This window comes from Microbacterium sp. ARD31 (assembly GCF_031844425.1).
Window position 1 is genome coordinate 1 of the sequence record NZ_JAUZVE010000028.1, and the last position, 24,246, is coordinate 24,246.

Here is a 24,246-nt window from a genome sequence, read left to right on the forward strand (position 1 = left end):
CACTGTTGAGTTCTCAAGAATCAGACGCACCCGATCCTCCCCGGCTGGGCCGGTTCGGTCGCGGGGCAACCTGCAGAAACTTACCGGGCGCTTCGCTCACCGTCAAACTCGTGGGCTTGGCGCTTCGGTGGTGGTCGCAGCTGGTCTCCGCTTCAGCTGACCTTCTGGCCAGGAGGCGGCGCCGCTTGCGGCGACAGGAAGAACATTAGACGACCCTCCCGCGACATGCCAAACCGGGGTGGCCATCTGCGCATAGTCGCAGGTCAGCGGCCTGTACGACGCCGCGGCGCGGCCGGCCGGTAGGGACTCACCGTCGGGTCACCGGTCGCCCAGAAGCGCCATGGGCGGTCCGCGGCGAGGCGCAACCCCACACGGGGGCCGGTGCTGATCGAGGCGGGTGGCTCCCCCGCGGCCAGCTCGGGACGTACGCCGTTGTCGCCCAGGGTGATGCCGAGCGCCGTGCAGAGTCGGGCCGGTCCGCGCGCCAGGTCGCGGTCGCTGCTGCCCGGTCGGCGGCTTCGGGCGACGTCGTGCCCGGCGACCACCTCGCCGGCCCGGAGCAGGACCGCGCCCGGGTCGCCGTCGGGGCCGGTGACGAGGTTGGCGCAGTGGTGCATGCCGTAGATGAAGTAGACGTACAGGTGCCCCGGAGGGCCGAACATCACCGCGTTGCGATCGGTGCGCCCGCGGTAGGCGTGGGAACCGGGGTCGAGCGGGCCGGCGTACGCCTCGACCTCGGTGAGCCGCAGCGAGACGCCGCCGTGGGTGAGCACGGCACCCAACAGCCGCGGGGCGACCTCGAGCGGGTCGCCCTCAGCCCAGTCGGGCACGGTGGTCGGCGCTCAGGCCACGGAGCTCGTCGAGCTGCTCGCGGACGCGGACCGGGGCGGTGCCGCCGCGACCGGACCGGGAGGCGACGGAGCCCTCGACGGTGAGCACCGAGCGCACCTCGGGGGTCAGCGCCGGCGAGATCCCGGCCAGCTGCTCGTCGGTGAGGTCGGGCAGGTCGCAGCCGAGCTCCTCGCACCGGCGTACGCAGGCGCCGGCGAGCTCGTGGGCGTCGCGGAACGGCACCCCCTCGCGCACGAGCCACTCGGCGACGTCGGTCGCGAGCGAGAACCCCTGCGGGGCGAGCTCGGCCATCCGGGCGCGGTCGAAGGTGAGGGTGGCGACCATCCCGGTCATCGCGGGCAGCAGCATCTCGAGGGTCTCGACGGAGTCGAAGACCGGCTCCTTGTCCTCCTGGAGGTCGCGGTTGTACGCGAGCGGGAGCCCCTTCAACGTGGCCATCAGGCCGGACAGGTTGCCGATCAGGCGTCCGGCCTTGCCACGCGCGAGCTCGGCGATGTCGGGGTTCTTCTTCTGGGGCATGATGCTCGACCCGGTCGACCAGGAGTCGTGGAGCGTCGCGAAGCCGAACTCCCGCGTCGTCCAGAGGATGACGTCCTCGGCGAGGCGGGACAGGTCGACGCCGACCTGGGCGGTCACGAAGGCGAACTCGGCCGCGAAGTCGCGGGCCGCGGTGCCGTCGAGCGAGTTGGCCGAGGACCCGGTGAACCCGAGCTCGGCGGCCACGGCCTCCGGGTCGAGGCCGAGGGTCTGGCCAGCGAGGGCGCCGGAGCCGTACGGCGAGTCGCTCGCGACCCGGGCGTCCCAGTCGCGCAGCCGCTCGACGTCGCGCAGCAGCGGCCAGGCGTGCGCCAGCAGGTGGTGCGAGAGCAGGACGGGCTGCGCGTGCTGGAGGTGGGTCCGTCCCGGCATGACGGTCTCCTCGCCGGGGTCGAGGTGCTCCCCCGCCTGGGTGGCCAGGACGTCGACGAGGTCGAGCACCAGACCGGCGATGGTGCGGGCGTGGTCGCGGAGGTAGGCGCGGAACAGCGTCGCGACCTGGTCGTTGCGCGAGCGACCGGCTCGGAGCCGGCCGCCCACCTCCGGACCGACCTCCTCGAGCAGGAGCCGCTCGAGCGCCCCGTGCACGTCCTCGTCGGACTCGGCCGGACGCAGCGCGCCGGCGGCGTACTGCTCCCCCAGCGCGCCGAGCCCGCGGAGCAGCTCCGCGTGGTCGGCGTCGGTGAGCAGCCCGGCACGGTGCAGCGCGTTGGCGTGCGCCCGCGAGCCGGCGAGGTCGTAGGGCGTCAGCTGCCAGTCGAAGTGCGTCGACCGCGAGAGCCGCTGCAGCTCCGGCGACGGTCCGCTCGCGAAGCGACCGCCCCACAGCGATCCCTCGTTGGTGGTGCCTGCTCCAGCCATCAGTCGGTCCCGAACTCCATCGCCGCGTGCTCCAGTGCCGTCTCGTCGAACGTGTCCTCGTCCGCCTCCTCGGCCGGCGAGTGACCGGTGATCCGGTCGAAGCCGCCGGCCTCGATGGCACCGTAGAGGGTGCCGTTCTCGACCAGGACCTGGCCCTGGTCGAGCGGCTGGGCGGCGTAGAGCTCGAGCTTGGCACGGGAGTCGGCGATGTCGAGGTTGCGCATGGTGAGCTGGCCGATGCGGTCGGTCGGACCGAACGCGGCGTTCTCGGTGCGCTCCATCGACAGCTTGTCGGGGTGGTAGGAGAAGGCGGGCCCGTCGGTGCGCAGGATCGTGTAGTCCTCGCCGCGCCGCAGCCGCAGCGTCACCTCGCCGGTGACCAGCGAGGCGATCCAGCGCTGGACGGACTCGCGGATCATCAGCGCCTGCGGGTCCAGCCAGCGGCCCTCGTAGAGCAGGCGGCCGAGCTTGCGGCCCTCGTTGTGGTACTGCGCGACGGTGTCCTCGTTGTGGATCGCGTTGACGAGCCGCTCGTAGGCGATGAACAGCAGCGCCATCGCGGGCGCCTCGTAGATGCCGCGCGACTTGGCCTCGATGATGCGGTTCTCGATCTGGTCGGACATGCCGAGGCCGTGCCGGCCACCGATGGTGTTGGCCTCGTGGACGAGCGCGACCGCGTCGTCGTACGTCGTGCCGTTGATGGCGACGGGGCGGCCCTGGTCGAAGCGGATGGTGAGGTCCTCGGCCTCGATCGCGACCGACGGGTCCCAGAACTTCACGCCCATGATCGGCTCGACCGTCTCGAGCGAGACGTCGAGGTGCTCGAGCGTCTTGGCCTCGTGGGTGGCGCCCCAGATGTTGGCGTCGGTGGAGTACGCCTTCTCCTGGCTGTCGCGGTAGGGCAGGTCGCGCTCGGTGAGCCAGGCGCTCATCTCGTGGCGGCCACCGAGCTCGGTGACGAAGTCGGCGTCGAGCCAGGGCTTGTAGATGCGCAGGTCCGGGTTGGCGAGCAGGCCGTAGCGGTAGAAGCGCTCGATGTCGTTGCCCTTGAAGGTCGACCCGTCGCCCCAGATGTTGACGTCGTCGTCGTGCATCGCGCGCACCAGCATCGTGCCGGTGACGGCGCGGCCGAGGGGCGTGGTGTTGAAGTACTGGCGTCCACCGGAGCGGATGTGGAACGCGCCGCACGCCAGCGCGGCGAGGCCCTCCTCGACCAGCTGCGTCTTGCAGTCGACCGCGCGCGCGAGCTCGGCGCCGTACTGCATCGCGCGCGACGGCACACCGGAGATGTCGGGCTCGTCGTACTGGCCGATGTCGGCGGTGTAGGTGCAGGGCACCGCACCTCGGGCTCGCATCCACGCGACCGCCACGGAGGTGTCGAGACCTCCGGAGAAGGCGATGCCGACGCGCTCGCCGACGGGGAGGGAGGTGAGGACCTTGCTCACAGGGTGTCCTTTGCTGGTGGGGTGGCGTGGTGCGGGTGGTTGGCCAGGTCGAGGAAGCGCTGGGCGAGCGCGTCGCCGCCGGCGGGGTCGCGGCCGATGAGGAGGACGGTGTCGTCGCCGGCGATGGTGCCGAGGACGTCGCCGAGCTCGGCCTTGTCGAAGGCGCTGGCGAGGAACTGCGCGGCGCCCGGCGGGGTGCGGAGCACGACGAGGTTGGCGCTCGCCTCGGCGCTGACCAGGAGCTCGGCGCAGAGCCGAGCCAGGCGGTCGCGCCCGGCGGCCGACTCGCGCGGCGCCGCGACGGCGGTGCGGTCGCCGCCCTCGCCCGGAACGGCGTACACGAGGGCGCCGTCGGCGCTGCGGACCTTGACGGCGTCGAGCTCGACGAGGTCGCGGCTCAGCGTGGCCTGCGTGACGCGGACGCCGTGGTCGGCGAGCAGGTCGGCGAGCTCGGTCTGGGACCGCACGGGGTGGGTGGTCACGATGTCGATGATGCGGGCGTGCCGCGCGCCCTTCGTGACGGGCGCGACGGCGCTCATCGGTGCTCCAGCAGCCAGGTCAGCACGGCCTTCTGCGCGTGGCGACGGTTCTCGGCCTCGTCCCACACGACCGACTGCGGGCCCTCGATGACCTCCTCGGCGATCTCCTTGCCGCGGTAGGCGGGCAGGCAGTGCATGACGATGGCCTCCGGGTCGGCGTGGGCGAGCAGCTCCTCGGTCACACCGTAGGGCGGGAAGATCCGCAGGCGGTCCTGGGACTCCTCCTCGCGGCCCATGCTGACCCAGGAGTCGGTGACGACGACGTCGGCGCCGGAGACCGCCTCGACGGGGTCGGTGGTGATCGAGATCGAGCCGCCGGTGCCCTCCGCGACCTGGCGGGCCCGGGTGACGACGTCGGCGTCGGGCGCGAAGCCCTCCGGGGCACCGACCACGACGTGCATGCCTGCGGCCGCGCCGGCGAGGACCCACGAGTTGCCCATGTTGCAGGCGCCGTCACCCACGAACGCGACCCGCACGCCGGCGAGGCGGCCCTTGTGCTCGCGCACGGTCTGCAGGTCGGCCAGCAGCTGGCAGGGGTGGAACTCGTCGGTGAGCGCGTTGAGGACGGGTACGCCGGCGTGCTCGGCCATGGTGACGACGTCGCTCTGGTGGGCGGTGCGCCACACGATCGCCGAGGCCTGGCGGCCCAGGACGCGGGCGACGTCCTCGACGCCCTCGCGCGAGCCCATCGCGGCCAGGCCACCGTCGACGGTCATCGGGTTGCCGCCGAGCTCGGCGATGCCGGCTGCGAAGGACACCTGCGTGCGCAGGGTGGGGCGGTCGAAGACGAGCGCGACGGTGCGCGGACCGGCGAGCGGCTTGTGGTCGTAGGGCTCGGCCTTCAGCTTGTCGGCCAGGTCGAGCACCTCGAGCAGCTCGGCGGGTGACAGGTCGTCGTCGCGGAGGAAGTGGCGGGTCATGGGGTGGACTCCGTCTGGTCGTGGCGCGCCGCGGTGCGGGCGGTGTCGAGGATCGTGGGCAGTGCTGCGGCGAGCGCGTCGAGGTCGTCGGCCGTGATGACCAGCGGCGGCACGAAGCGAAGCCGGGTGGGGCCGGTGGCGTTGAGGATGAAGCCCGCCTCGCGGCCGGCCGTGACCGCGTGGGTGGCGTAGGGGCCGTCGAGCTCGGCGCCGCGCATCAGTCCGGATCCGGTCACCTCGACCACTCCGGCCTGGGCGGCCAGCAGCGTGGCCAGCTGGTCGCCGCGGGCTGCGACGGCCTGCAGCAGGCCGTCCGACGCGATCGTGTCGAGCACGGCGAGGGCCGCGGCCGCCGCGACCGGGTTGCCACCGAACGTGGTGCCGTGGTTGCCGGGCCGGAGCAGGATCGCAGCCGGGCCGCGCGCCACGGTGGCACCGATCGGGATGCCGCCGCCGAGGCCCTTGGCGAGGGTGACGACGTCGGGCTGCACGTCGTCGAGGAGCTGGTGGGCGAACCACGCGCCGGTCCGGGCGATGCCGGTCTGCACCTCGTCGAGCCACAGGAGGGCGCCGTGCCGGTGGGCGATGCGCTGGGCGGCGGCGAGGTAGCCGGCGTCGGGCACGACGACACCCGCCTCGCCCTGGACGGGCTCGAGGACGATCGCGGCGACGGTGTCGTCGACGGCCGCCTCGAGCGCGGCCACGTCGTCGTACGGGACGAAGGTGACGTTGCCGGGCAGCGGCTCGAACGGCTCGCGGTAGGCGGCCTTGGAGGTGAGCGCGAGCGCGCCCATCGTGCGGCCGTGGAACGAGCCGGTGGCCGCGACGAGGCGGGTGCGACCGGTGCGGCGGGTCAGCTTCAGCGCGGCCTCGTTGGCCTCCGTGCCGGAGTTGCTGAAGAACACGCGGGCGTCCTCGCCCCAGCCCAGCAGCGCGACGAGCCGCTCGGCCAGCGCGACCTGGGGCTCGGTGGCGAAGAAGTTCGACACGTGGCCCAGCGTCGCGAGTTGGGTCGACACCGCCTCCACCAGCGCAGGGTGCGCGTGGCCGAGGGCGTTGACGGCGATGCCGCCCAGGAGGTCGACGTACTCCTTGCCGTCGGCGTCCCAGACGTGCGCCCCCTTGCCGCGCACGAGGGCGAGCTGCGGCGGGCCGAAGGTGTTCATGACGGCGCCGGCGTAGCGGTCCTGGAGGGTGCTCATCACTCCTCCTCCTCGGTCGCGTAGGGCTTGCGCATCTTCGTCACGGCACCCGGGAGCACCTGGGTGCCGACCCCCTCGTCGGTGAAGATCTCGAGGAGCACGGCGTGGGGCTCGCGGCCGTCGACCACGGTCGCGCGCGGCACTCCCCCGGTGACCGCTTCGTAGCAGGCGCGCATCTTGGGGACCATGCCCGCGTCGAGGGTCGGCAGCATCTCGCCGAGCGCCTCGGGGCTGATCTCCTGGATGAGGTCGTCGGAGTTGCCGTAGTCGCGGTAGAGGCCCTCGACGTCGGTGAGGACGAGCAGCTTCTCCGCGCCCAACGCGACGGCGAGGGCGGAGGCGGCGGTGTCGGCGTTGACGTTGTGCACGCGGCCCTCGACGTCGGGGGCGACCGAGCTGACCACGGGGACCCGGCCCGCCTCGATCAGGTCGAGCACGGCCTCCGGCCGCACCTTGGCGACCTCGCCGACGAGGCCGAGGTCGACCTCCTCGCCGTCGATGACGGTGTTGGTGGGCTCCGCGGTGAACAGCCCGGCGTCCTCGCCGGAGAGGCCGACCGCGAGTGCGCCGTGCTGGTTGATCAGCCCGACCAGCTCGCGCTGCACCTGGCCCACGAGCACCATCCGGACGACGTCCATCGCCTCGGGCGTGGTGACGCGCAGGCCGCCGCGGAACTCCGACTCGATGCCGAGCTTGTCGAGCATCCGGGAGATCTGGGGACCGCCGCCGTGCACGACGACCGGCTTGAAGCCGGCGAACCTCAGGAAGGCGATGTCCTCGGCGAAGGCCACCTTGAGGGACTCGTCGGTCATCGCGTTGCCGCCGTACTTCACCACGATCGTCTGGCCGTGGTAGCGCTTGAGCCACGGCAGCGCCGCGGCGAGCGTGCGGGCCTTGGCGGGGTCGGGCCGGCGGGGGGACTGGACGGTCTGCGGGGTCGTGTCGCTCATGAGCTGTAGGCGCTGTTCTCGTGGACGTAGGCGTGGGTGAGGTCGTTGGTCCAGACGGTCGCACGCGCGTCGCCGGACTTGAGGTCGATGGTCACGCTGACCTCGCGGCCGGTGAGGTCGACCGTGGCGGGGTCCTCGGCCGGGGTCGAGCTGCGGCAGACCCAGACGCCGTTCATCGCGACGTCGAGGTCGGCAGGGTCGAACGCGGCCGTGGTGGTGCCGATGGAGGCGAGCACACGTCCCCAGTTGGGGTCGTTGCCGAACACGGCGGCCTTGAAGAGGTTGCTCCGGGCCACGCTGCGGCTGACCTCGACCGCCTCCTCCTCGCTGGCGGCGTGGAGGGTGGTGATGGCGATCTCGTGGTCGGCGCCCTCGGCGTCCTTGAGCAGCTGCATGGCGAGGTCGGTGCACGCCTGGGTGAGCGCTGCGGTGAAGTCCTCGGGTGTCGGGGTGATCCCGCTCGCGCCGCTGGCCATCACGGTCACGGTGTCGTTGGTCGACATGCAGCCGTCGGAGTCGAGCCGGTCGAAGCTCACCCGGGTGGCGGCCCGCAGGGCGGCGTCCAGGTCGGCGGCCGGGACGACCGCGTCGGTGGTGAGCACGACGAGCATGGTGGCGAGCTGCGGGGCGAGCATGCCGGCGCCCTTGGCCATCCCCCCGATCGACCAGCCCGGACCCTCGACGACGGTGTTCTTGCTCACCGAGTCGGTGGTCATGATCGCCTCGGCGGCACCCGGCCCCCCGTCGGCGGACAGGGCGACGGTCGCCGCCTCGACGCCGGCGAGCAGGTCGTCGCGGTCGTTGGCGAGGCCGATCAGCCCCGTCGAGCAGACCACGACGTCGATCGCGCCGATGCCGAGGCCCTCGGCGACCTTCTCGGCCACCGCGTGCGTGGTCTGGAAGCCCTTCGGGCCCGTGTAGCAGTTGGCGCCACCGGAGTTGAGCACCACCGCGCGCACGACGCCGTCCTTGACGACCTCCTGGCTCCACAGGACCGGGTTCGCCTTGCAGCGGTTGGCGGTGAACACGGTCGCGGAGTCGAACGTCGGTCCCTGGTTGACCACGAGGGCGAGGTCCTTCGCGCCGGTCGACTTCAGGCCGGCGGCGACGCCGGCGGCGGCGAAGCCCTGGGGGTGCGTGACGCTCATGGAGCCAGTCCGATCGTGGAGAGCCCGGTGGTCTCGTCGAGCCCGAGGGCGAGGTTCATGCACTGCACGGCGGCGCCGGCGGTGCCCTTGGCGAGGTTGTCGACGACGCCCACGGCGACCAGGCGCCCGGCGGCCTGGTCGACGGTCACCTGGAGGTGGACGGCGTTGGAGCCCAGGACGGACTGGGTCTGCGGCCACTGCCCGGCGGGGAGGAGGTGCACGAACGGCTCGTCGGCGTACGCCTTCGCGTAGACGTCGTACGCCTCGTCGGGGGTGACGGCCGCGGCTAGCGGGGCCGACACCGTGGCGAGGATGCCGCGGGGCATCGGCACGAGGACTGGGGTGAAGCTGACCTTGACGTCGCCCTCGTGGACCAGGCGGAGGTTCTGGACGATCTCGGGGGTGTGGCGGTGGACGCCGCCCACGCCGTAGGCGCTGACGTTGCCCATCACCTCGCTGCCGAGGAGGTGGGGCTTGGCCGCCTTGCCCGCTCCTGACGTGCCGCTGGCCGCGACGACGGTGACGTCGGGAGCGACCAGGCCGGCAGCGAGTGCCGGCGCGATCGTCAGCGTGGAGATCGTCGGGTAGCAGCCGGGGACGGCGACCCGGGTGGCGCCGCGGAGCAGGTCGCGCTGGCCGGCGAGCTCGGGCAGCCCGTAGGGCCACGAGCCGGCGTGCTGGCCGCCGTAGAACGCGTCCCACGCGGCGGGGTCGGTCAGGCGGAAGTCGGCGCCGCAGTCGATCACGACGGCGGCGTCCCCGAGTGCCTGGGCGATCGGAGCGGACTGCCCGTGCGGCAGGGCGAGGAAGACGACGTCGTGCCCCGCGAGCACCTCCACGATCGTGGGCTCCAGCACGCGGTCGGCGAGCGGGACGAGGTGGGGCTGCAGGGTGCCGAGTCGCTCCCCTGCGTTGGACCCGGCGGTGAGGGCACCGACCTCGACCTCGGGGTGGCCGAGAAGCAGGCGAAGGACCTCGCCACCTGCGTAGCCACTGGCGCCGGCGACGGCCACTGATACGGACATGTGCATGACTATACATGCTCATGCATGGGCACGCGACACCGGTCCTGGGTAAACAGCGCGCACTCCGTCCTACCACTCCCCTACGGTGCACGGGTGACCCGACTTTCCACCGAGAGCTACCTGTCCCACCTCCGCACGGAGTCCGCGCGGTTCCGTGAGGTCCTCGCCACGTGCGACCCACAGGCGCGGGTGCCGTCCTGCCCGGACTGGTCGGCGGCCGACCTGCTCTGGCACCTCGCCACCGTCCAGCGCTGGTGGGCCGAGGTGCTCGGGGCGCGGCCCGCGCGTCCGGAGGAGGTCGAGCCGCCCCGCCCGGAGGCCCACGACGACCTCCTGGCCGCATACGACGGCTGGTCACGCGACCTCGCGACCGCCCTGGAGGGTGCCGACCCGACCGAGGAGGCGTGGACGTGGTCGGACGACCACACGGTCGGCTTCATCCTCCGTCGCCAGGCGCACGAGGCGCTCGTCCACCGGGTCGACGCGGAGCTGGCGGCCGGGGTCTCCACCCCCATCGACCCGGCGCTGGCCAGCGACGGCGTCCACGAGGTCCTCGACGTGATGTACGGCGGCATGCCGCCCTGGGGCGGATGGACGCCGGGCGAGGGCCTGGTGCGGGTCGACGTGACCGACACCGGCGAGGAGTTCTGGCTGCGGTTCGGCGTCTTCGAGGGCACCGACCCCGACAGCGGCACGACGTACGCCGACGAGGAGGACTTCCACGTCGTGGCGCCGCCGGACGACGCGGACGTCGAGCCCGACGTCGTGGTCGACGGGACGGCCGAGGCGCTCGACCGCTGGCTGTGGAACCGGGCCGACGACACCGGGATCTCCGTCGCCGGGGACCCGGAGACCTACGCCCGGTTCCGGGCGATCGTGGGCACCCCGATCAACTGAGGCGGACGCCCCTGGGCCGTGAGCCTCCGGGAGGCTCACGGCCCACCACGATCGCGGGTGGTCCGCTCAGGTGCGCTGGACGGCGCCCGTCCGCTCAGCGGCGAGCGCGACGGCAGCGTCGCGGGCGGCCGCGGCCTCGCCCTCCTTGAGGGTCCGGTCGGCCGCGCGGAACCGCAGGGCGTAGGCCAGCGACTTCTTGCCCGCACCGACCTGCTCGCCCGTGTAGACGTCGAAGAGCCGGATCGACTCGAGCAGCTCGCCAGCCCCTTCGCGCAGGGCGGCCTCGACCTCGGCCGCCGGCACCGAGGCGTCCACCACGAGGGCGACGTCCTCCTTGGCGACCGGGTACGACGAGAAGGTCGGGGCCGGGCGCAGGTGGACCGCGAGCTCGAGGAGCAGGTCGAGGTCGACCTCCGCCGCCACCGTGCGCTTGGGCAGACCGAAGGCGGCGCAGACCGTGGGGTGGAGCTCGCCGGCGTGACCGACCACCTGGCCCTCGACCGACAGCTCGGCGCAGCGCCCGGGGTGCCAGGGGGCGACGCCGGCCGAGGTGGCGGAGACCTCCAGTCCCAGCGCCGCGGCCACGGACCGGACCGCCTCCACGGCGTCAGCCCACGAGACCGGTCGCGCCTCCCCCCACCAGCCGCCCGCCGTCTCGTCACCGAGGGCGACGAGAGCGAGGTGGAGGGGCTGGGCGGGCAGGGCCGCGTCGAGGGCGGCGAACTCCTCGTCGGTGGGCCGCCGGTCGACCGGCAGGATCGCCGCGGGTCCGGCGTCGCGCGGCAGGGTGACGGTCGCGGTCTCGAAGATCGCGACGTCGGGGTTGCCGTGACCGACGTTCCTGGCCGCCGCGCGCAGCACGCCGGGCAGCAGCGTGGTGGTCATGAAGCCGGCCTCGGAGCTGAGGGGGTTCGACAGGCGCAGGAGGTGGCGGCGCGGGTCGTCCTCGGGCAGGCCGAGCGCGTCGAGGTCGGTGGTCCCGACGAACGGGAAGCTCACCACCTCGACGTAGCCCTCGCCGGCGAGGGTGCGCCCGACCCGGCGGCGCAGCTGCTGCGCCCGGGTCAGCCCGCGGCCCGACGGCGGGGTGGGCAGCACGGAGGGCACCTCGTCGTACCCGACGAGACGGATGACCTCCTCGGAGAAGTCCTGCGCGTCGGTGAGGTCGGGGCGCCAGGGCGGCGGGGTGACCGAGAGCGTGCCCTCGTCCTGCACGACCTCGCAGCCGACCGCGCGCAGGCACTCGATGCTGCGCTCCTCGGTGATCGGCATGCCGGACACGCGGGCGGCGAGGTCGCCGGGGACGCGGACGACCGGCATCGCCGGCGGCGTGCCGACGACGGTGACGCCCGGGTCAGCGGTGCCGCCGCCGTGCTCGACGAGCAGCTCCACCACGCGGTCGGCCGCGGCCTCGCAGATGGTCGGGTCGACGCCGCGCTCGTTGCGCTTGCCGGCCTCGGACGAGATCTTGTGGCGCTTGCCCGTGCGGAACATCGACACCGCGTCCCAGTGCGCGGCCTCGACGAGGATCGACGTGGTGGTGTCGGACATCTCGGTGGTCTCGCCGCCCATGACGCCGCCGAGCCCGATGATCCCGGAGTCGTCGGTGACGACGAGGTCGGCCGGGTCGAGCACGCGCTCGGTGCCATCGAGGGTGGTCAGCGTCTCGCCCTCCCGCGCCCGTCGTACGACGATCGCGCCGCGCAGCTTGTCGGCGTCGTAGCCGTGGATGGGACGGCCGGTCTCGAGCATGACGTAGTTGGTGATGTCGACGGCGAGCGAGATCGGGCGCATGCCGGCGGCGGTGATCCGCTGCGTGATCACGTCGGGCGTCGGCGCGGACGGGTCGAACCCGGTGACCTTGCGGGCGACGAAGACCGGGCAGCCCTCGGCGTCCTCGACGACGACCGGGTGGCCCTGGTCGTTGGCCGGCGGGGTGTCGCGCAGGGCCGGGTCGCGGAAGCCGCTGGCCCCCTCGACCGAGACGAGCACCTCGCGCGCGATGCCGCGCAGCGAGAGCGCGTAGGCGCGGTCGGGGTTGATCTCGAGCTCGATGACCTCCTCGTCGAGGCCGAGCAGCGGGCGGACGTCCTCACCGGGGGTGCCGGCGTCCTCCGGCAGCACGATGATGCCGTCGTGGTCCTCGCCGAGGCCGAGCTCGCGCGCCGAGCAGATCATCCCGGCCGAGACGTGGCCGTAGGTCTTGCGGGCGCTGATCTCGAAGCCGCCGGGCAGCACGCCGCCGGGCAGCACGGTGACGACGAGGTCGCCGGGCTTGAAGTTGTGGGCGCCGCAGACGATCCCCTGCGGCTCGCCCGTGCCGTTGGCGTCACCCACGTCGACGGTGCACCAGTTGATGGTTTTGCCGTTCTTCTGCGGCTCGGGCTCCATGGTGAGGACGCGACCGACGACCAGCGGGCCGGTGATGTCCTTGCCGGGGCTGGCGACGGCCTCGAGCTTGAGACCCGTGAGGGTCAGGCGGGCGGTGAGCTCGTCGGTGGTGGTCCCCTCGGGGACGTCGACGTACTCCAGGATCCAGGACTTGGGGGCCTTCATCGCTCAGATCTCCGTTCCGAAAGCCGAGGAGAACCGCACGTCGCCCTCGAAGAGGGGACGCAGGTCCTCGAGGTCGTGGCGGAACATGAACGACCGGTCGATGCCCATGCCGAACGCGAAGCCGCTGTAGACCTCGGGGTCCACCCCACATGCGATGAGCACGCGCGGGTTGACCACGCCGCAGCCGCCCCACTCGATCCAGCCCTCGCCGCGACAGGTGCGGCAGGAGTCCGAGTCCACGCCCCTGCAGACGAAGCACTTCACGTCGACCTCGGCCGACGGCTCGGTGAAGGGGAAGTACGACGGCCGGAACCGCGTGGTGATGCCGTCGCCGAACAGCTGGGAGGCGAAGTGGTCGAGGGTGCCCTTGAGGTGGGCCATGGTGATGCCCTCGTCGACCACGAGGCCCTCGACCTGGTGGAACATCGGCGAGTGGGTGGCGTCGTACTCGTCGGTGCGGAACACCCGCCCGGGGCAGACGACGTAGATCGGCGGCTTGCGGGTCAGCATCGTGCGGGCCTGCACCGGGGAGGTCTGGGTGCGCAGCACGACGTGGTGGTCGACCGGCTCGGTCCAGAAGGTGTCCTGCATGGTGCGCGCCGGGTGGTCGGGCCCGAGGTTGAGCGCGTCGAAGTTGAGCCACTCGGCCTCGACCACTGGACCCTCGGCGACCTCGTAGCCCATCGCGACGAACAGGTCGGCGATCAGCTCGGACTGGAGGGTGAGGGGGTGCCGGCCGCCGCGCCGGCGCCGGGTGGTCGGCAGGGAGACGTCGACGGTCTCCTCGACGAGCATCCGCTCCTCGTGCTCGGCCTCGAGCACGGCCAGCCGGGCGGCGATGGCCTGGTTGACCGCACCGCGGGCCTGGCCGACCCGCTGGCCGGCCTCCTTGCGGGCCTGTGGCGGCAGTGCGCCGATCTCGCGGTTGGCGAGCGCGAGCGGGGAGCGATCCCCCGCGTGGTCGAGGCGCACCTGCTTGAGGGCCTCGAGGTCGGCGGCGCCGGCGATGGCGGCCAGGGCCGCCTCGCGCATCGCCTCGACCTGCTCGGCCTTGAGCGGGGTCACTTCGACAGGGTCGTAGTCGGTGTTGGGGCCGGACATGGCTCCCTTTCCAGCGGCGACAGGCGGTCGCCGCAGAGTCTAGAAGTGGATGAGCATCGGGTCGGACGGGGGCACTCCCCGGACCCGGTGACGTCAGCTGCCCGACGGACCAGGTCCGGGGCGCAGAAATCGCAGGCTCGTGTCCACACGCCCATGCTACTGGGCGAACGACTCCCACACGCCAGCGCATTCGTCGTCGGCCGTGCGCGGGAGGGCCGCGAGGTCGATGCGCCCGACGGCGTCCTGGGCGCGTGACCGCCCGAGGTTCCACGCGCGGGGGTCGTCCACGATCTCCGGCTCCAACCCGTTGTACGGCAGGAGCTGGAGCACGCAGCGCGACACCTCCTCGGGCAGCCGCTCCACGATGACCGGCGCCGCGTCGGACGACAGCGACTGGAGGTAGTCCAGGTCCAGGTCGCCCGTGGCCTCGTAGCGGTCGATGTTGCGCCCGGCCACCCATGCGTCCGGGTTGATGGCGGCCAGCCCGACGAGCGCCAGGGCTCCCGAGACGAGGGCGATCCGCGGCAGCCAGCTGCCGCGCCGGGCGACGCCGGCGACCATGATCGCGAGGACCACGAAGCCGAGCCAACCCTCGAAGACGTCGACGAACAGGCGCAGCGTGGTGAACCCGTAGGCGTCCTGGTAGACGCTCATCCCTCGCTGCGCCGAGGCGACGACGAGCAGGGTCAGCACGCACAGCAGGCCCAGCGAGGCGAGCAGCCATCGGCGGTCCTCCGGCGTGTTCCCGGCGCGACGCGACGCGACCCAGACGACGAGCACCGTGAGCGCGGTGGCGAGGGTGAGCTGGCCGAAGCCCTGGTGCACGAAGTCGGCGTAGGTGAGGCCGGTGGTCTCCTCGATGTAGTCGCGCCCACCGACCAGCGCCCGCGCCTGCGCGGCGATGAAGCCCAGGAAGACGCCGTCCACGACCAGCACCGGGACCAACCACTCGAACCGGTTGGCCAGGGGCGCCGGCCTCCGCGCCGCGAGCACCTCGACGCGTGAGGGGTTGAGCGCGAGGTAGGCCGCGCCGAGGGTCGCCGCGAAGACGAAGCAGGCGAGGAACGCGCGCCCGACGAGGTCGTTGAAGGTCAGGTTCGGCAGCAGCCGGTTCACCCAAGAGCCGAAGACGGGGTTGGCGCTGGCGAAGATCGTGCCGAACACCGCCAGGCCAAGCAACGACCACGCGGCCGTGCGCACGAGGGCCGGGGTGCGCGACCCGGTGCCGGCGATGCGCAGGGACCGGGCGAACCACGGGAGCCCGCGCAGCGAGGCGAGCGGCCAGGAGAGGCCCGACAGCAGGATGCCGGGCATCGTGCGGGCCCCGGTGACGCCGCACAGGAACACCGCGGTGGCCGCGACGAGGCACACGAGGTGGACCCACGACGCGTCGAGGAGCGTCATGGGCAGCACGAGCAGGAGCGCGAGACCGGCGCACAGCAGCGTCCACGGCTCCCGTCGTCGCCGAGCCGTCGCGAGGGCGGCGGTCCCGCACGCAATCGCGACGGCGGTCCAGCTGATGCCCACGTCGGTGAACGACAGTGCGAAGCCGGCGAGCAACCCGGCGGCTGCCGACGCGCCCACCGTGCGCAGGCCCGACGGCACGCCCTGCTCGGGCCAGAACCGGCCGAACAGGGCGTCCATGCCGGGCTTGCTGCTCGTGGGGACCGGTGGGAGCGGAGCCGGGGTGGGCGCGGTCGTCGTCGTGCTCATGGGGGACTCCGGGGTCGGCGAGGTGTCGGACGGGACAGGTGCGCCGACATGGGCGGCGGGTCGGACGGGCGCGTCGAGGCGCAGGCGCGCACCGCGACCGGCCGGGGGGTCGAGGAAGCGCAGGGTGCCGCCGTGGAGCTGCGCGACCCACCGGGCCACGGCGAGCCCGAGCCCGGTGCCCCCGGCGCCGTCGGTGCCGAACCGCTCGAAGACCCGCTCACGGTCCGCGGGCGGCACTCCCCCGCCCTCGTCGGTGATCTCCAGCCACCAGGAGTCCTCCTCTGTGCCCGCGAGGACCCGGACGTCGGTCCCGGGCGGTGCGTGGCGCGTGGCGTTGTCGAAGGCGTTGACCAGCAGCTGCTGGAGTCGCGCGGGGTCCGCGCGCACGACGAGCTCCTCGGGCACCGCGACGTCGAAGCTGCCCGTCCGCCCGGCCGAACTGACCTGGGCGACGGACTCCTCGACCAGCGACCGCAGCGCGACGTCGCGTCGGTCCAGCTCGACGACCCCGGCTTCCAGCCGGGACAGCTGCAGCAGGTCGTCGACCAGCCGGGCCAGGCGCTCGGCCTGGTCGAGGGCGCCGGCGAGGTGCTCCCGGTCGGCGGGGACGACGCCGTCGGCGAGGTTCTCCAGCAGCGCGGTCATCGCGGTCAGGGGGGTCCGCAGCTCGTGGGACACCGTGGCGATGAGGTCGCGGCGCTCGCGGTCGACCGTCGCGAGGTCCTCGGCCATGCGGTTGAACGCGGCGGCGAGCTGGCCGACCTCGTCGGTCGAGGTCGTCGTGACACGTCCGGAGTAGTCACCGCGGGCCATGGCGCGCGAGACCTCGGTCATCCGGCGCAGTGGCTCCACCATGCCGGCAGCCAGGAGCTGGGTGACACCGAGCGCCAGCGCGACGGTGACCGGCACGACGAGGAGCGGCTGCACGTGGGCAGCCGAGCCGAGCAGCGTGAGCAGCGCGGCCACGACCACCGAGGCCGCGACCAGGAGACCGAGCTTGACCTTGATGCTGGCGACCGAGTCGAGCGGCGTCGTCACGGGAGGTCCTCCAGCGCGTAGCCGACGCCGTGCACCGTGCGGATCCGCTCGGCCCCGACCTTGCTGCGCAGGGCCTTCACGTGGCTGTCCACCGTCCGGGTCGCGCTGCTGCTCGCCCAGGCGTCGCCCCAGTCCCACACCTCGCGAAGCAGCCGTTCACGCGTCAGCACCTGCCCGGACTCCCGGGCCAGGCAGAGCAGCAGGTCGAACTCCGTCGGCGTGAGGTGGACCGGCGCGCCCGCGACCGTCGTACGACGGGTGCCGGGGTCGATGCTCACGGCGCCCACCTCGACCACCGCGGGGCGCTGCTCGGCGAGCGCGGCGGCGCGGTCGACGCGGCGCAGCAGGGCCGAGACGCGGGCCACGACCTCGCGCATCGAGAACGGCTTGGTGAGGTAGTCGTCGGCGCCGACCCCGAGGCCGACCAGCACGTCGGCCTCGTCGTCGCGCGCGGTCAGCATCAGCACCGGCACCGGGCGGTCGGCCTGGATCCGGCGGCACACCTCCAGCCCGTCGAAGCCCGGCAGCATCACGTCGAGGAGCACCACGTCAGGACGCGCGGACGTCGCCAGCTCGACGGCGGACGGCCCGTCGAAGGCCTGTGCGACGTCGTACCCCTCGGCGCGCAGGCGCTGGGCGAGCGCGTCGTTGATGGTGCGCTCGTCCTCGACCACGAGGGCCGTGCGGGTGGTCGCCGAGGTGCCAGGAGTCATGGCACGAGGTTAGGAGGCCGACCGGGCGGGCAGCGGGGACGACTCGTGAAGGTTGTGTGGAGGTCGACCGGCTACTCCGGGCGCAGGTCCTCGCTCGGCCAGTCGACCATCACCCGCGCGCCGCCGCCGGGCGCGTCCTCGATCGTGACGCGGCCGCCGTGGGCGCGGGAGAGACCGCCGACGATGTACATGCCGAGGCCGCTGCCGCCGGACTCGCCGGTGGTCCAGAACTTCGTGAAGACACGGCGGCGCATCTCGACCGGGATGCCCTCGCCCTCGTCGTCGACCGTGATGCGTACGCCGGGCAGCTCGGGGCGGGCGGCCAGCCGCACCGCGACCTGGCCCTGGCCGTGCCGGACGGCGTTCTCGACGAGGTTGGTGACCACTTGGGTGAACTTGTCGGGGTCCGCGAACACCTCGGGAAGGTCGTCCTCGACCTCGAGGGTGATGCTGCGGGCGGTGCCGGCCTCGATCGAGTCGACCACGCGCCGCACCAGGACCTCGGCGGAGGACTCGCGCGGGTAGAGCTGGAGACGACCGGTGTCGATGCGCGCCACGTCGAGCAGCTCGGCGATGAGGCGGGCGAGTCGGTCGGCGTCGGCGTTGACGGTCGTGAGCATCAGCTTGCGCTGGTCGTCGGTGAGCTTGTCCCAGCGGTTCAGGAGGGCCTGCACGAAGCCCTTCACGCCGGTGAGGGGTGAGCGCAGCTCGTGGGCGACGGTGGCGACGAGGTCGGAGCGCTCCCGGTCGAGGAGGGCGCGCCCGCGCCCGCTGCGCAGCCCGACGGCGATGCCGGCGACCCGGCCGGTCCGTCCGTCGCGCACGAGGGTGGCCGTGGTCAGCACCTCCTCGCCGGACGCGTTGAGCCACGACTGCTCCGGCATGCCGCGCACGATCGAGATGCTCTCGAACGGACGGTTCACCCCCAGCCACGTGCGCCCGTCCTGGTCGAGGAGCCGGAGCACGTCCGCGAGGGGCATGCCGAGCGCCTCGTGCGGGTCGACGCCCAGCAGGGCGGCGCCCTGGGCGTTGAGCAGGGTCACGTCGCCGTCGCGGGTGGCGCCGAGGATCCCGTCGGGGTAGTAGTCCGCCAGCGAGCGCAACCGGCTCGGACTGTTGTCGACCCGGCGACTGAACTCCTCGGACACGTCGGCCACCCTAGTCGCGCAGGGGCTTGGGACGGCGCAGGCCCGCGGCACGCAGGGCGGCGACGAGCTGGCGCGAGCTGACGGGGACCGCGCCTGCCTCGACCATGGCGTCGTACCACTCCTCGGGGACGTCGTAGTGGTCGCGGTCCCAGCCCCGGGACGGGATGCCGTGCCGCTCGGCGAACGCGTGCGCCTCGTCGTACGACGTGTCGCTGGCGAGGTGGGACCAGAGCCGGTCCCACCTCGCCACGGCAGGTGGATCGATGAGGATCATTGACGAGGGAGGCTAGCCGGTCGGCCCGCCTCCCCTGCCCTCAGGCGTAGAACTCCCGGATCGCCCGCGCGAGCTCGACCGGGACCTCCATCGCGGCGAAGTGGCCACCCTCGGGGTGCTCGGTCCACGACACGATGTCGGTGTTGTCGCGCTCGGCGAAGGGGCGCATGGAGCGGAAGTCGTCGGCGAACACCGCCACCCCGATCCGGCCCTCGTTCACGCGCGGCTCGACCGCCTGCTCGGCGCGGTAGGCCTGCACCGCACCGCCGCTGCTGTTGGTGAACCAGTAGAGGCTCACCTGCGTGAGCACCTGGTCGCGGGTGACGCGTGAGGTGCCGTTGCCGAAGCTCTCGAAGAGCTCGTTGTAGGCCAGCTGGCCCACCGGCGAGTCGCTGAGCGCCGCCGCGATCGTGCGCGGTCGTGAGGCGTTCATGGCGGCGTACCCGTTGACGGTCTGGAACCAGCCGGCGAACTCCAGGGCGGCGTGGTCCTCGGGCGTCATCCGCTCGAACTCGGCCGGGTCGCCGGACGGGAAGGAGAACAGCTGGAGGACGTGCGCACCGAGGAAGCCCTCGGGGTCGAGCATCGCCAGCTCGCGCGCCACCACGGCGCCGTTGTCGGACCCGTGTGCGCCGTACGACGTGTACCCGAGGCCACGCATCAGCCGGTCCCACGCACGGGCGTTGCGCGCGGAGTCCCAGGCCCCGTCGCTGAGTTGCTGGCTGAAGCCCACCCCCGGGATGGTCGGGACGACGAGGTGGAACTGGTCGGTCAGGTGAGGGACGAGGTCGAGGAAGTCGACGAACGAGCCGGGGTAGGTGTGGAGCAGGAGCAGGGGCGTCGCGTCCTCGTTGGTGGAGCGGACGTGGACGACGTGGACGGTCTGGCCGTCGATCTCGGTCAGGAACTGGGGGTGGGCGTTCATCCGCTCCTCCTGCGCGCGCCAGTCGAAGTCGTGGCGCCAGTGCCGCACCATCTCGCGCAGGTACGACACCGGCGTCCCGGCCGACCAGTCGTCGGTGCCGGCGGTGTCGGCGGGCTCGGCGGCGTACCGGGTGTTCGCCAGACGGGCGTCGAGGTCGTCGACGGCGTCCTGCGGGATCGCCACCGTGAAGGGTCGGAAGGTCAGGTCGTCGGTGCTCTGGTGAGTGGTCATACGGGTACGGTAGGGACGAATCCGGCACACTTCGGGCCTGATTGAACCGACACCACCGAACGTCCTCCGGAGGCTGACATGTCGCTCCAGACCTCGTCCCGGCTCTTCGCCCTCCTCGGCCACCTGCAGGCGCGTGCGACGGCCACGGGGCCCGAGCTGGCCGCGTTGCTGGGCGTCGGCGAGCGCACCGTGCGCAAGGACGTCGAGCGCCTCCGCGAGCTCGGCTACCCCGTCGAGGCGGTGCGCGGGGCGGCCGGTGGCTACCGATTCGGCGACCACGGCCGCCTGCCCCCGCTCCTCCTCGAGGCCGACGAGGCGGTGGCGGTCGCCGTCGGTCTCGGCAGCGTCTCGGCCGTGCGCGGGATCGAGGAGGCCGGGGCGCTCGCCCTGGCGAAGCTGCAGCACGTGCTGCCCGACCGTCTGTGGCGCCGGGTCCGGGCGCTGACCGAGAGCACCGACGTCGGACCGGCCGACACCGGGACCAACGTCGAGGCGCCGGCGGTCGACGTGGTGCTCCTGGCGGACCTCGCCACGGCGATCCGCGACCGGGAGGGCCTGCGCCTGTTCCACCGGCCCGGCGGCGGTGGCGGCGAGGAGGAGCGACTGGAGTGCGACCCCTACCGCCTGGTGAGCTGGCAGCAGCGCTGGTACGTCGTCGTACGACAGCGACCCGACGGCAGGTGGCGGGCGCTGCGGGCGGACTGGGTCGAGCTGCGCACGCCGGGCGCCGGGCACTTCTCCCCCGCACCCCTGGAGGGCGGCGACTACGCCGCGTTCGTGCTGCGCGACGTGGCCTTCTCCGGCTGGAACGTGCACTGCCGCATCGCGGTCGACGCACCGGCCGAGGAGGTGCTGCGTCGGATCAACCCGACCGTCGGGGTGGTCGAGGAGGTCGACGCCGACCACTGCGTCCTGGTGACGGGCGCCGACAGCGTCGAGACGGTGGCGGTGTGGATCGGCATGCTCGGCCTGGACTTCCACGTGGCCGAGCCGCCCGAGCTCGTGGCCCACCTGCGCACCCTTGCGACGAGGTACGCCGCAGCCGTGCCTGCCGGGTAGCGCTCAGGCGCGCTGGGCGCGTGCGCTGGCGTAGAGGCAGACCGCAGCAGCGGTGGAGAGGTTGAGGCTCTCGGCGCGCCCGTGGATGGGGATGGCGACCCGGTGGTCGGCGAGGGCGGCCAGCTCGGGCGGCAGGCCCCAGGCCTCGTTCCCGAAGAGCCAAGCGGTCGGGCCGGACAGGTCGGCGTCGAAGAGCCCCACCTCGCCGGCACCGTCGGCCGCCAGCACGGTGAGCCCGCGGTCCTGGGCGGCCCGGACGGCCGCGGCCGCGTCGGGCTCCACGGCGAGGGGCAGGTGGAACAGGCTGCCCACGCTCGCCCGGACGGTCTTGGCGTTGTAGGCGTCGACGGACTGCCCGGCCAGCACCACCCCGTCGGCACCCGCGGCGTCGGCGGTTCGGATGACGGTGCCGGCGTTGCCCGGGTCACGCACGTCGGCGCAGACGGCCAGCAGGCGCGGCGCAGCGGCCAGGACATGGCCCAGCGGTGCGTCGACCGGACGGCACACGGCGACGACACCGGCGGGCGACACCGAGTCCGACAGCGACGCCAGCGCCCGGTCGTCGACCAGCGTGACGGGCGCGGCGCCGAGCAGGTCGGCGTACTGCTCGACCGCCTGCGGGGTCGCGAAGACCTCGACCACGCAGCCGGCGACGGACAGGGCGCCCTCGACGGCCTTCGGGCCGTCAGCGAGGAAGAGCCGCCGCTCGGCACGGACCGAGCGACGGCTCAACTTGCGGGCGTCCTTGACGCGAGCGTTGCTCGCGACCAGGGGGACGTCCATCTGGCTCAGGCGGAGACCTTGGGCGCGTTGACGTCCTCGGGCAGCGCAGCCTTGGCGGCCTCGACGAGCGCGGCGAAGGCCGGCGCGTCGTTGACGGCGAGCTCGGCGAGGATCTTGCGGTCGACCTCGATGCCGGCCAGGCCGAGGCCCTGGATGAAGCGGTTGTAGGTCATGCCGTTCGCGCGGGCAGCGGCGTTGATGCGCTGGATCCACAGCTTGCGGAAGTTGCCCTTGTTCTTGCGGCGGTCGTTGTAGCTGTAGACCAGCGAGTGGGTGACCTGCTCCTTGGCCTTGCGGTAGAGCCGCGAGCGCTGGCCGCGGTAGCCGCTCGCGCGGTCGAGGGTGGTACGACGCTTCTTCTGGGCGTTCACTGCGCGCTTCACGCGTGCCATGGGGTTACTCCTTGATGCAATGGGTTGAAGATCGGGACGGCGGCTGAGCCACCAGGTGGGACGAGGCTCAGATGCCGAGCATCTTCTTGGCGCGCGAGACGTCGGCCTTCTCGAGCTCGACCACGCCCGCGTTGCGGCGGTGCTTCTTGCGGCTGCCCGTCGTCGGCGCGGACGCGAACGCAGCGCCGGACTTCCGGCCGGCCTGCAGGCGCTGGATCTTGCCCGAGCCGGTCACCTTGAAGCGCTTCTTCGCGCCCGAGTGGGTCTTGTTCTTCGGCATGTTGTTCTCTCCTCTTCGGTGCTGCCCCGGCTCGTGGCCGGGGCGGCGGAACTCGTGGTGACGCAGGCGTCCTGGCAGGGCGCCCGCGTCAGGACGCTGTCGTCGGGGTGGAACTCAGACGTCGATGTCGGCGTCGAGGTTCTCGGAGCGACGACGCTCCTTCTTCTGGGCGACCGGCCCTGCGGCGTGCGCCGCCTCGCGCTCGGCGTCCTCCTCGGCCTTGCGGTCGGCACGTGCCTGCTCCTTGGTGGCGCGGGCTGCCTCGGCGTCGATCTTGGCGTCGGCCTTCTTCTTGTGCGGGCCGAGCACCATGGTCATGTTGCGGCCGTCCTGCTTGGGTGCGGACTCGACGAAGCCGAGCTCCTGCACGTCCTCGGCCAGCTTCTGGAGCAGCCGGAAGCCCAGCTCGGGGCGGTGCTGCTCGCGACCGCGGAACATGATCGTGATCTTGACCTTGTCGCCCGCACCCAGGAACCGCACGACGTGACCCTTCTTGGTCTCGTAGTCGTGCTTGTCGATCTTGGGACGAAGCTTCATCTCCTTGATGATCACGTTCGTCTGGTTGCGGCGAGCCTCGCGCGCCTTCTGGGCGTTCTCGTACTTGAACTTGCCGTAGTCCATGAGCTTGCAGACCGGCGGGCGTCCCTGCGGGGCGATCTCGACGAGGTCGAGGTCGGCCTCCACGGCCAGCTTGAGTGCCTGGTCGGTCGGCACGATGCCAACGGTCTCGCCGTTGGGTCCTACGAGCCGGACCTCGGGTACGCGGATCCGGTCGTTGATGCGCAGCTCGGTGCTGATGGGTCCTCCAGTGGTTCGGTGGGTGGGAGCCCCTCGCCCTCCCCGGTCGTCTGCGCCGGAAATGAACGATGGCTCCCGCTGGTTGCCAAGCGGGAGCCAGTCAGAACTCGTCCCCCTGCCGGGGGAAACTCTGGTGGCAACCGTCTCGCGACGGCTGCCTCACTGGGACCTGGACCCGACGATCTGTGGTGCTGGGCGATCGGTGCGGGTGGGAGACGGGTGCTGCTCGACTCCGCTTGGCGGGATCGGTGTCGCCGTGAAGCTGTGGCGGCACTGATCGGTCAACACCGAAGACTAGCCGATCATTCCGCCGAGGGCCCAATCCAGCCGTGCCCCTCCCCCAGCGCCACCAGGCGCCACCCCGCGGCGAGGCGGGCGAGGTCCTCCCCGTCGACGACGAACGTCGCCGGGCCGGCGAGGTCGACGAGCAGCGCCTCGGCACCGTCCTGGACCGCCGCAGTGGCCGCGGTCGCGGCCGTCACCGGGACCGGACGGGCCTGAGGGTCCCAGAGGGCCATCGTCTGGGTCGAGGTGAACGCGAGCAGCCCCGTGCTGCCGTCGGCGGCCCGGACCAGCACCGCCGCCATGTCGGAGGACTTGTCGTGGGCCAGACCCGCCTCGTCGTGCTCGACCTCGCCCAGGATGGCGACCACGGGCACCAGCAGCCGGGCGTCCTGCAGCACCGCGAGCGCCCGGCCCGACGTCGCCCGGCCGGCGTCGTGCTCGGCGAGGACCGCGGCGAGCACCGGGTCGCCGGCCCCGGTGTCGTCGGCGAACCCCGGGTCGGGGATGGTCCGCACCAGCGGGTCTGCGCCGTCCTGCGGCTCGTCGTGCTGCACGTGCGCCATTGTCCCGGACG

General features: G+C 72.7%; 23 protein-coding genes. 2 read left to right on the forward strand and 21 right to left on the reverse strand.

Annotation, left to right across the window (positions count from 1 at the left end):
• Positions 1–263 precede the first annotated feature (263 nt).
• The 9 genes from Q9S36_RS35990 to argC are packed head-to-tail and all read right to left on the reverse strand — an operon-like array spanning position 264 to position 9,479.
• The gene (locus Q9S36_RS35990) at positions 264–830 is read right to left on the reverse strand and encodes a DNA-3-methyladenine glycosylase (RefSeq protein WP_311289592.1); all 567 of its coding nucleotides are present in this window, start codon (positions 828–830) and stop codon (positions 264–266) included.
• Positions 814–2,250: an argininosuccinate lyase gene (gene argH, locus Q9S36_RS35995; RefSeq protein WP_311289593.1), complete on the reverse strand. Its 1,437-nt coding sequence runs from the start codon at positions 2,248–2,250 to the stop codon at positions 814–816. The genes Q9S36_RS35990 and argH overlap by 17 nt, the downstream gene beginning before the upstream one ends.
• Positions 2,250–3,695, reverse strand: a complete 1,446-nt coding sequence (gene argG, locus Q9S36_RS36000; RefSeq protein WP_311289594.1) for an argininosuccinate synthase — start codon at positions 3,693–3,695, stop codon at positions 2,250–2,252. Before argG ends, argH begins: the two co-directional genes overlap by 1 nt.
• Complete coding sequence (locus Q9S36_RS36005) at positions 3,692–4,234, reverse strand: arginine repressor (RefSeq protein ID WP_311289595.1); 543 nt, start codon at positions 4,232–4,234, stop codon at positions 3,692–3,694. The genes argG and Q9S36_RS36005 overlap by 4 nt, the downstream gene beginning before the upstream one ends.
• Positions 4,231–5,154 (reverse strand): ornithine carbamoyltransferase, encoded by a 924-nt coding sequence (argF, locus tag Q9S36_RS36010; RefSeq protein ID WP_311289596.1) that lies wholly within the window; start codon positions 5,152–5,154, stop codon positions 4,231–4,233. The genes Q9S36_RS36005 and argF overlap by 4 nt, the downstream gene beginning before the upstream one ends.
• Positions 5,151–6,356 (reverse strand): acetylornithine transaminase, encoded by a 1,206-nt coding sequence (locus Q9S36_RS36015; protein ID WP_311289597.1) that lies wholly within the window; start codon positions 6,354–6,356, stop codon positions 5,151–5,153. Before Q9S36_RS36015 ends, argF begins: the two co-directional genes overlap by 4 nt.
• Positions 6,356–7,306: an acetylglutamate kinase gene (argB, locus tag Q9S36_RS36020; protein ID WP_311289598.1), complete on the reverse strand. Its 951-nt coding sequence runs from the start codon at positions 7,304–7,306 to the stop codon at positions 6,356–6,358. The genes Q9S36_RS36015 and argB overlap by 1 nt, the downstream gene beginning before the upstream one ends.
• On the reverse strand, positions 7,303–8,454 hold the full coding sequence (gene argJ / locus Q9S36_RS36025) for a bifunctional glutamate N-acetyltransferase/amino-acid acetyltransferase ArgJ (protein ID WP_311289599.1): 1,152 nt from the start codon (positions 8,452–8,454) through the stop codon (positions 7,303–7,305). Before argJ ends, argB begins: the two co-directional genes overlap by 4 nt.
• On the reverse strand, positions 8,451–9,479 hold the full coding sequence (argC, locus tag Q9S36_RS36030) for an N-acetyl-gamma-glutamyl-phosphate reductase (protein WP_311289600.1): 1,029 nt from the start codon (positions 9,477–9,479) through the stop codon (positions 8,451–8,453). The genes argJ and argC overlap by 4 nt, the downstream gene beginning before the upstream one ends.
• A 93-nt stretch (positions 9,480–9,572) precedes the next feature.
• Here argC and Q9S36_RS36035 point away from each other — a divergent pair, with 93 nt between their 5' ends.
• Positions 9,573–10,376 carry a maleylpyruvate isomerase family mycothiol-dependent enzyme gene (locus Q9S36_RS36035; protein WP_311289601.1) on the forward strand — a complete coding sequence of 268 codons (804 nt, stop codon included), beginning with the start codon at positions 9,573–9,575 and terminating at the stop codon, positions 10,374–10,376.
• Between the two features lie 66 nt (positions 10,377–10,442).
• On the opposite strand, the gene pheT is transcribed toward Q9S36_RS36035, so the two are convergent.
• From pheT to Q9S36_RS36070, 7 genes are all read right to left on the reverse strand, one after another.
• Positions 10,443–12,932, reverse strand: coding sequence for a phenylalanine--tRNA ligase subunit beta (pheT, locus tag Q9S36_RS36040; protein ID WP_311289602.1), 2,490 nt, complete (start codon positions 12,930–12,932; stop codon positions 10,443–10,445).
• A gap of 3 nt (positions 12,933–12,935) precedes the next feature.
• A complete protein-coding gene (gene pheS, locus Q9S36_RS36045) occupies positions 12,936–14,033 on the reverse strand; it encodes a phenylalanine--tRNA ligase subunit alpha (RefSeq protein ID WP_311289603.1) in 1,098 nt (365 codons plus the stop codon).
• A gap of 156 nt (positions 14,034–14,189) precedes the next feature.
• On the reverse strand, positions 14,190–16,784 hold the full coding sequence (locus tag Q9S36_RS36050; RefSeq protein WP_311289604.1) for a DUF4153 domain-containing protein: 2,595 nt from the start codon (positions 16,782–16,784) through the stop codon (positions 14,190–14,192).
• Positions 16,781–17,497: a response regulator transcription factor gene (locus Q9S36_RS36055; protein ID WP_311289605.1), complete on the reverse strand. Its 717-nt coding sequence runs from the start codon at positions 17,495–17,497 to the stop codon at positions 16,781–16,783. The genes Q9S36_RS36050 and Q9S36_RS36055 overlap by 4 nt, the downstream gene beginning before the upstream one ends.
• Positions 17,498–17,568: 71 nt before the next feature.
• The gene (locus tag Q9S36_RS36060; protein WP_311289606.1) at positions 17,569–18,645 is read right to left on the reverse strand and encodes a PAS domain-containing sensor histidine kinase; all 1,077 of its coding nucleotides are present in this window, start codon (positions 18,643–18,645) and stop codon (positions 17,569–17,571) included.
• 10 nt (positions 18,646–18,655) lie between these two features.
• Positions 18,656–18,919 (reverse strand): DUF4031 domain-containing protein, encoded by a 264-nt coding sequence (locus Q9S36_RS36065; RefSeq protein WP_311289607.1) that lies wholly within the window; start codon positions 18,917–18,919, stop codon positions 18,656–18,658.
• Between the two features lie 40 nt (positions 18,920–18,959).
• A complete protein-coding gene (locus tag Q9S36_RS36070; protein WP_311289608.1) occupies positions 18,960–20,075 on the reverse strand; it encodes an epoxide hydrolase in 1,116 nt (371 codons plus the stop codon).
• A gap of 78 nt (positions 20,076–20,153) precedes the next feature.
• Here Q9S36_RS36070 and Q9S36_RS36075 point away from each other — a divergent pair, with 78 nt between their 5' ends.
• On the forward strand, positions 20,154–21,134 hold the full coding sequence (locus tag Q9S36_RS36075; protein ID WP_311289609.1) for a WYL domain-containing protein: 981 nt from the start codon (positions 20,154–20,156) through the stop codon (positions 21,132–21,134).
• 3 nt (positions 21,135–21,137) lie between these two features.
• On the opposite strand, the gene Q9S36_RS36080 is transcribed toward Q9S36_RS36075, so the two are convergent.
• From Q9S36_RS36080 to Q9S36_RS36100, 5 genes are all read right to left on the reverse strand, one after another.
• A complete protein-coding gene (locus Q9S36_RS36080; protein WP_311289610.1) occupies positions 21,138–21,917 on the reverse strand; it encodes an RNA methyltransferase in 780 nt (259 codons plus the stop codon).
• 5 nt (positions 21,918–21,922) lie between these two features.
• Positions 21,923–22,309, reverse strand: a complete 387-nt coding sequence (rplT, locus tag Q9S36_RS36085) for a 50S ribosomal protein L20 (RefSeq protein ID WP_201935762.1) — start codon at positions 22,307–22,309, stop codon at positions 21,923–21,925.
• A 67-nt stretch (positions 22,310–22,376) separates the two neighbouring features.
• Positions 22,377–22,589 carry a bL35 family ribosomal protein gene (locus Q9S36_RS36090; protein ID WP_311289611.1) on the reverse strand — a complete coding sequence of 71 codons (213 nt, stop codon included), beginning with the start codon at positions 22,587–22,589 and terminating at the stop codon, positions 22,377–22,379.
• A 114-nt stretch (positions 22,590–22,703) separates the two neighbouring features.
• Positions 22,704–23,450 (reverse strand): translation initiation factor IF-3, encoded by a 747-nt coding sequence (infC, locus tag Q9S36_RS36095; protein WP_396653913.1) that lies wholly within the window; start codon positions 23,448–23,450, stop codon positions 22,704–22,706.
• Positions 23,451–23,689: 239 nt separating this feature from the next.
• Complete coding sequence (locus Q9S36_RS36100; protein WP_311289612.1) at positions 23,690–24,226, reverse strand: SseB family protein; 537 nt, start codon at positions 24,224–24,226, stop codon at positions 23,690–23,692.
• Between the last annotated feature and the right edge of the window lie 20 nt (positions 24,227–24,246).

Excerpts from the sequence above, each read along its gene's own strand:
- argH (WP_311289593.1), bottom strand. The coding sequence starts at position 2,250 with ATGGCTGGAGCAGGCACCACCAACGAGGGATCGCTGTGGGGCGGTCGC.
- Q9S36_RS36005 (WP_311289595.1), bottom strand. The coding sequence starts at position 4,234 with ATGAGCGCCGTCGCGCCCGTCACGAAGGGCGCGCGGCACGCCCGCATC.
- argF (WP_311289596.1), bottom strand. The coding sequence starts at position 5,154 with ATGACCCGCCACTTCCTCCGCGACGACGACCTGTCACCCGCCGAGCTG.
- Q9S36_RS36015 (WP_311289597.1), bottom strand. The coding sequence starts at position 6,356 with ATGAGCACCCTCCAGGACCGCTACGCCGGCGCCGTCATGAACACCTTC.
- argB (WP_311289598.1), bottom strand. The coding sequence starts at position 7,306 with ATGAGCGACACGACCCCGCAGACCGTCCAGTCCCCCCGCCGGCCCGAC.
- argJ (WP_311289599.1), bottom strand. The coding sequence starts at position 8,454 with ATGAGCGTCACGCACCCCCAGGGCTTCGCCGCCGCCGGCGTCGCCGCC.
- argC (WP_311289600.1), bottom strand. The coding sequence starts at position 9,479 with ATGTCCGTATCAGTGGCCGTCGCCGGCGCCAGTGGCTACGCAGGTGGC.
- pheT (WP_311289602.1), bottom strand. The coding sequence starts at position 12,932 with ATGAAGGCCCCCAAGTCCTGGATCCTGGAGTACGTCGACGTCCCCGAG.
- pheS (WP_311289603.1), bottom strand. The coding sequence starts at position 14,033 with ATGTCCGGCCCCAACACCGACTACGACCCTGTCGAAGTGACCCCGCTC.
- Q9S36_RS36055 (WP_311289605.1), bottom strand. The coding sequence starts at position 17,497 with ATGACTCCTGGCACCTCGGCGACCACCCGCACGGCCCTCGTGGTCGAG.
- Q9S36_RS36065 (WP_311289607.1), bottom strand. The coding sequence starts at position 18,919 with ATGATCCTCATCGATCCACCTGCCGTGGCGAGGTGGGACCGGCTCTGG.
- Q9S36_RS36070 (WP_311289608.1), bottom strand. The coding sequence starts at position 20,075 with ATGACCACTCACCAGAGCACCGACGACCTGACCTTCCGACCCTTCACG.
- Q9S36_RS36075 (WP_311289609.1), top strand. The coding sequence starts at position 20,154 with ATGTCGCTCCAGACCTCGTCCCGGCTCTTCGCCCTCCTCGGCCACCTG.
- Q9S36_RS36080 (WP_311289610.1), bottom strand. The coding sequence starts at position 21,917 with ATGGACGTCCCCCTGGTCGCGAGCAACGCTCGCGTCAAGGACGCCCGC.
- rplT (WP_201935762.1), bottom strand. The coding sequence starts at position 22,309 with ATGGCACGCGTGAAGCGCGCAGTGAACGCCCAGAAGAAGCGTCGTACC.
- Q9S36_RS36090 (WP_311289611.1), bottom strand. The coding sequence starts at position 22,589 with ATGCCGAAGAACAAGACCCACTCGGGCGCGAAGAAGCGCTTCAAGGTG.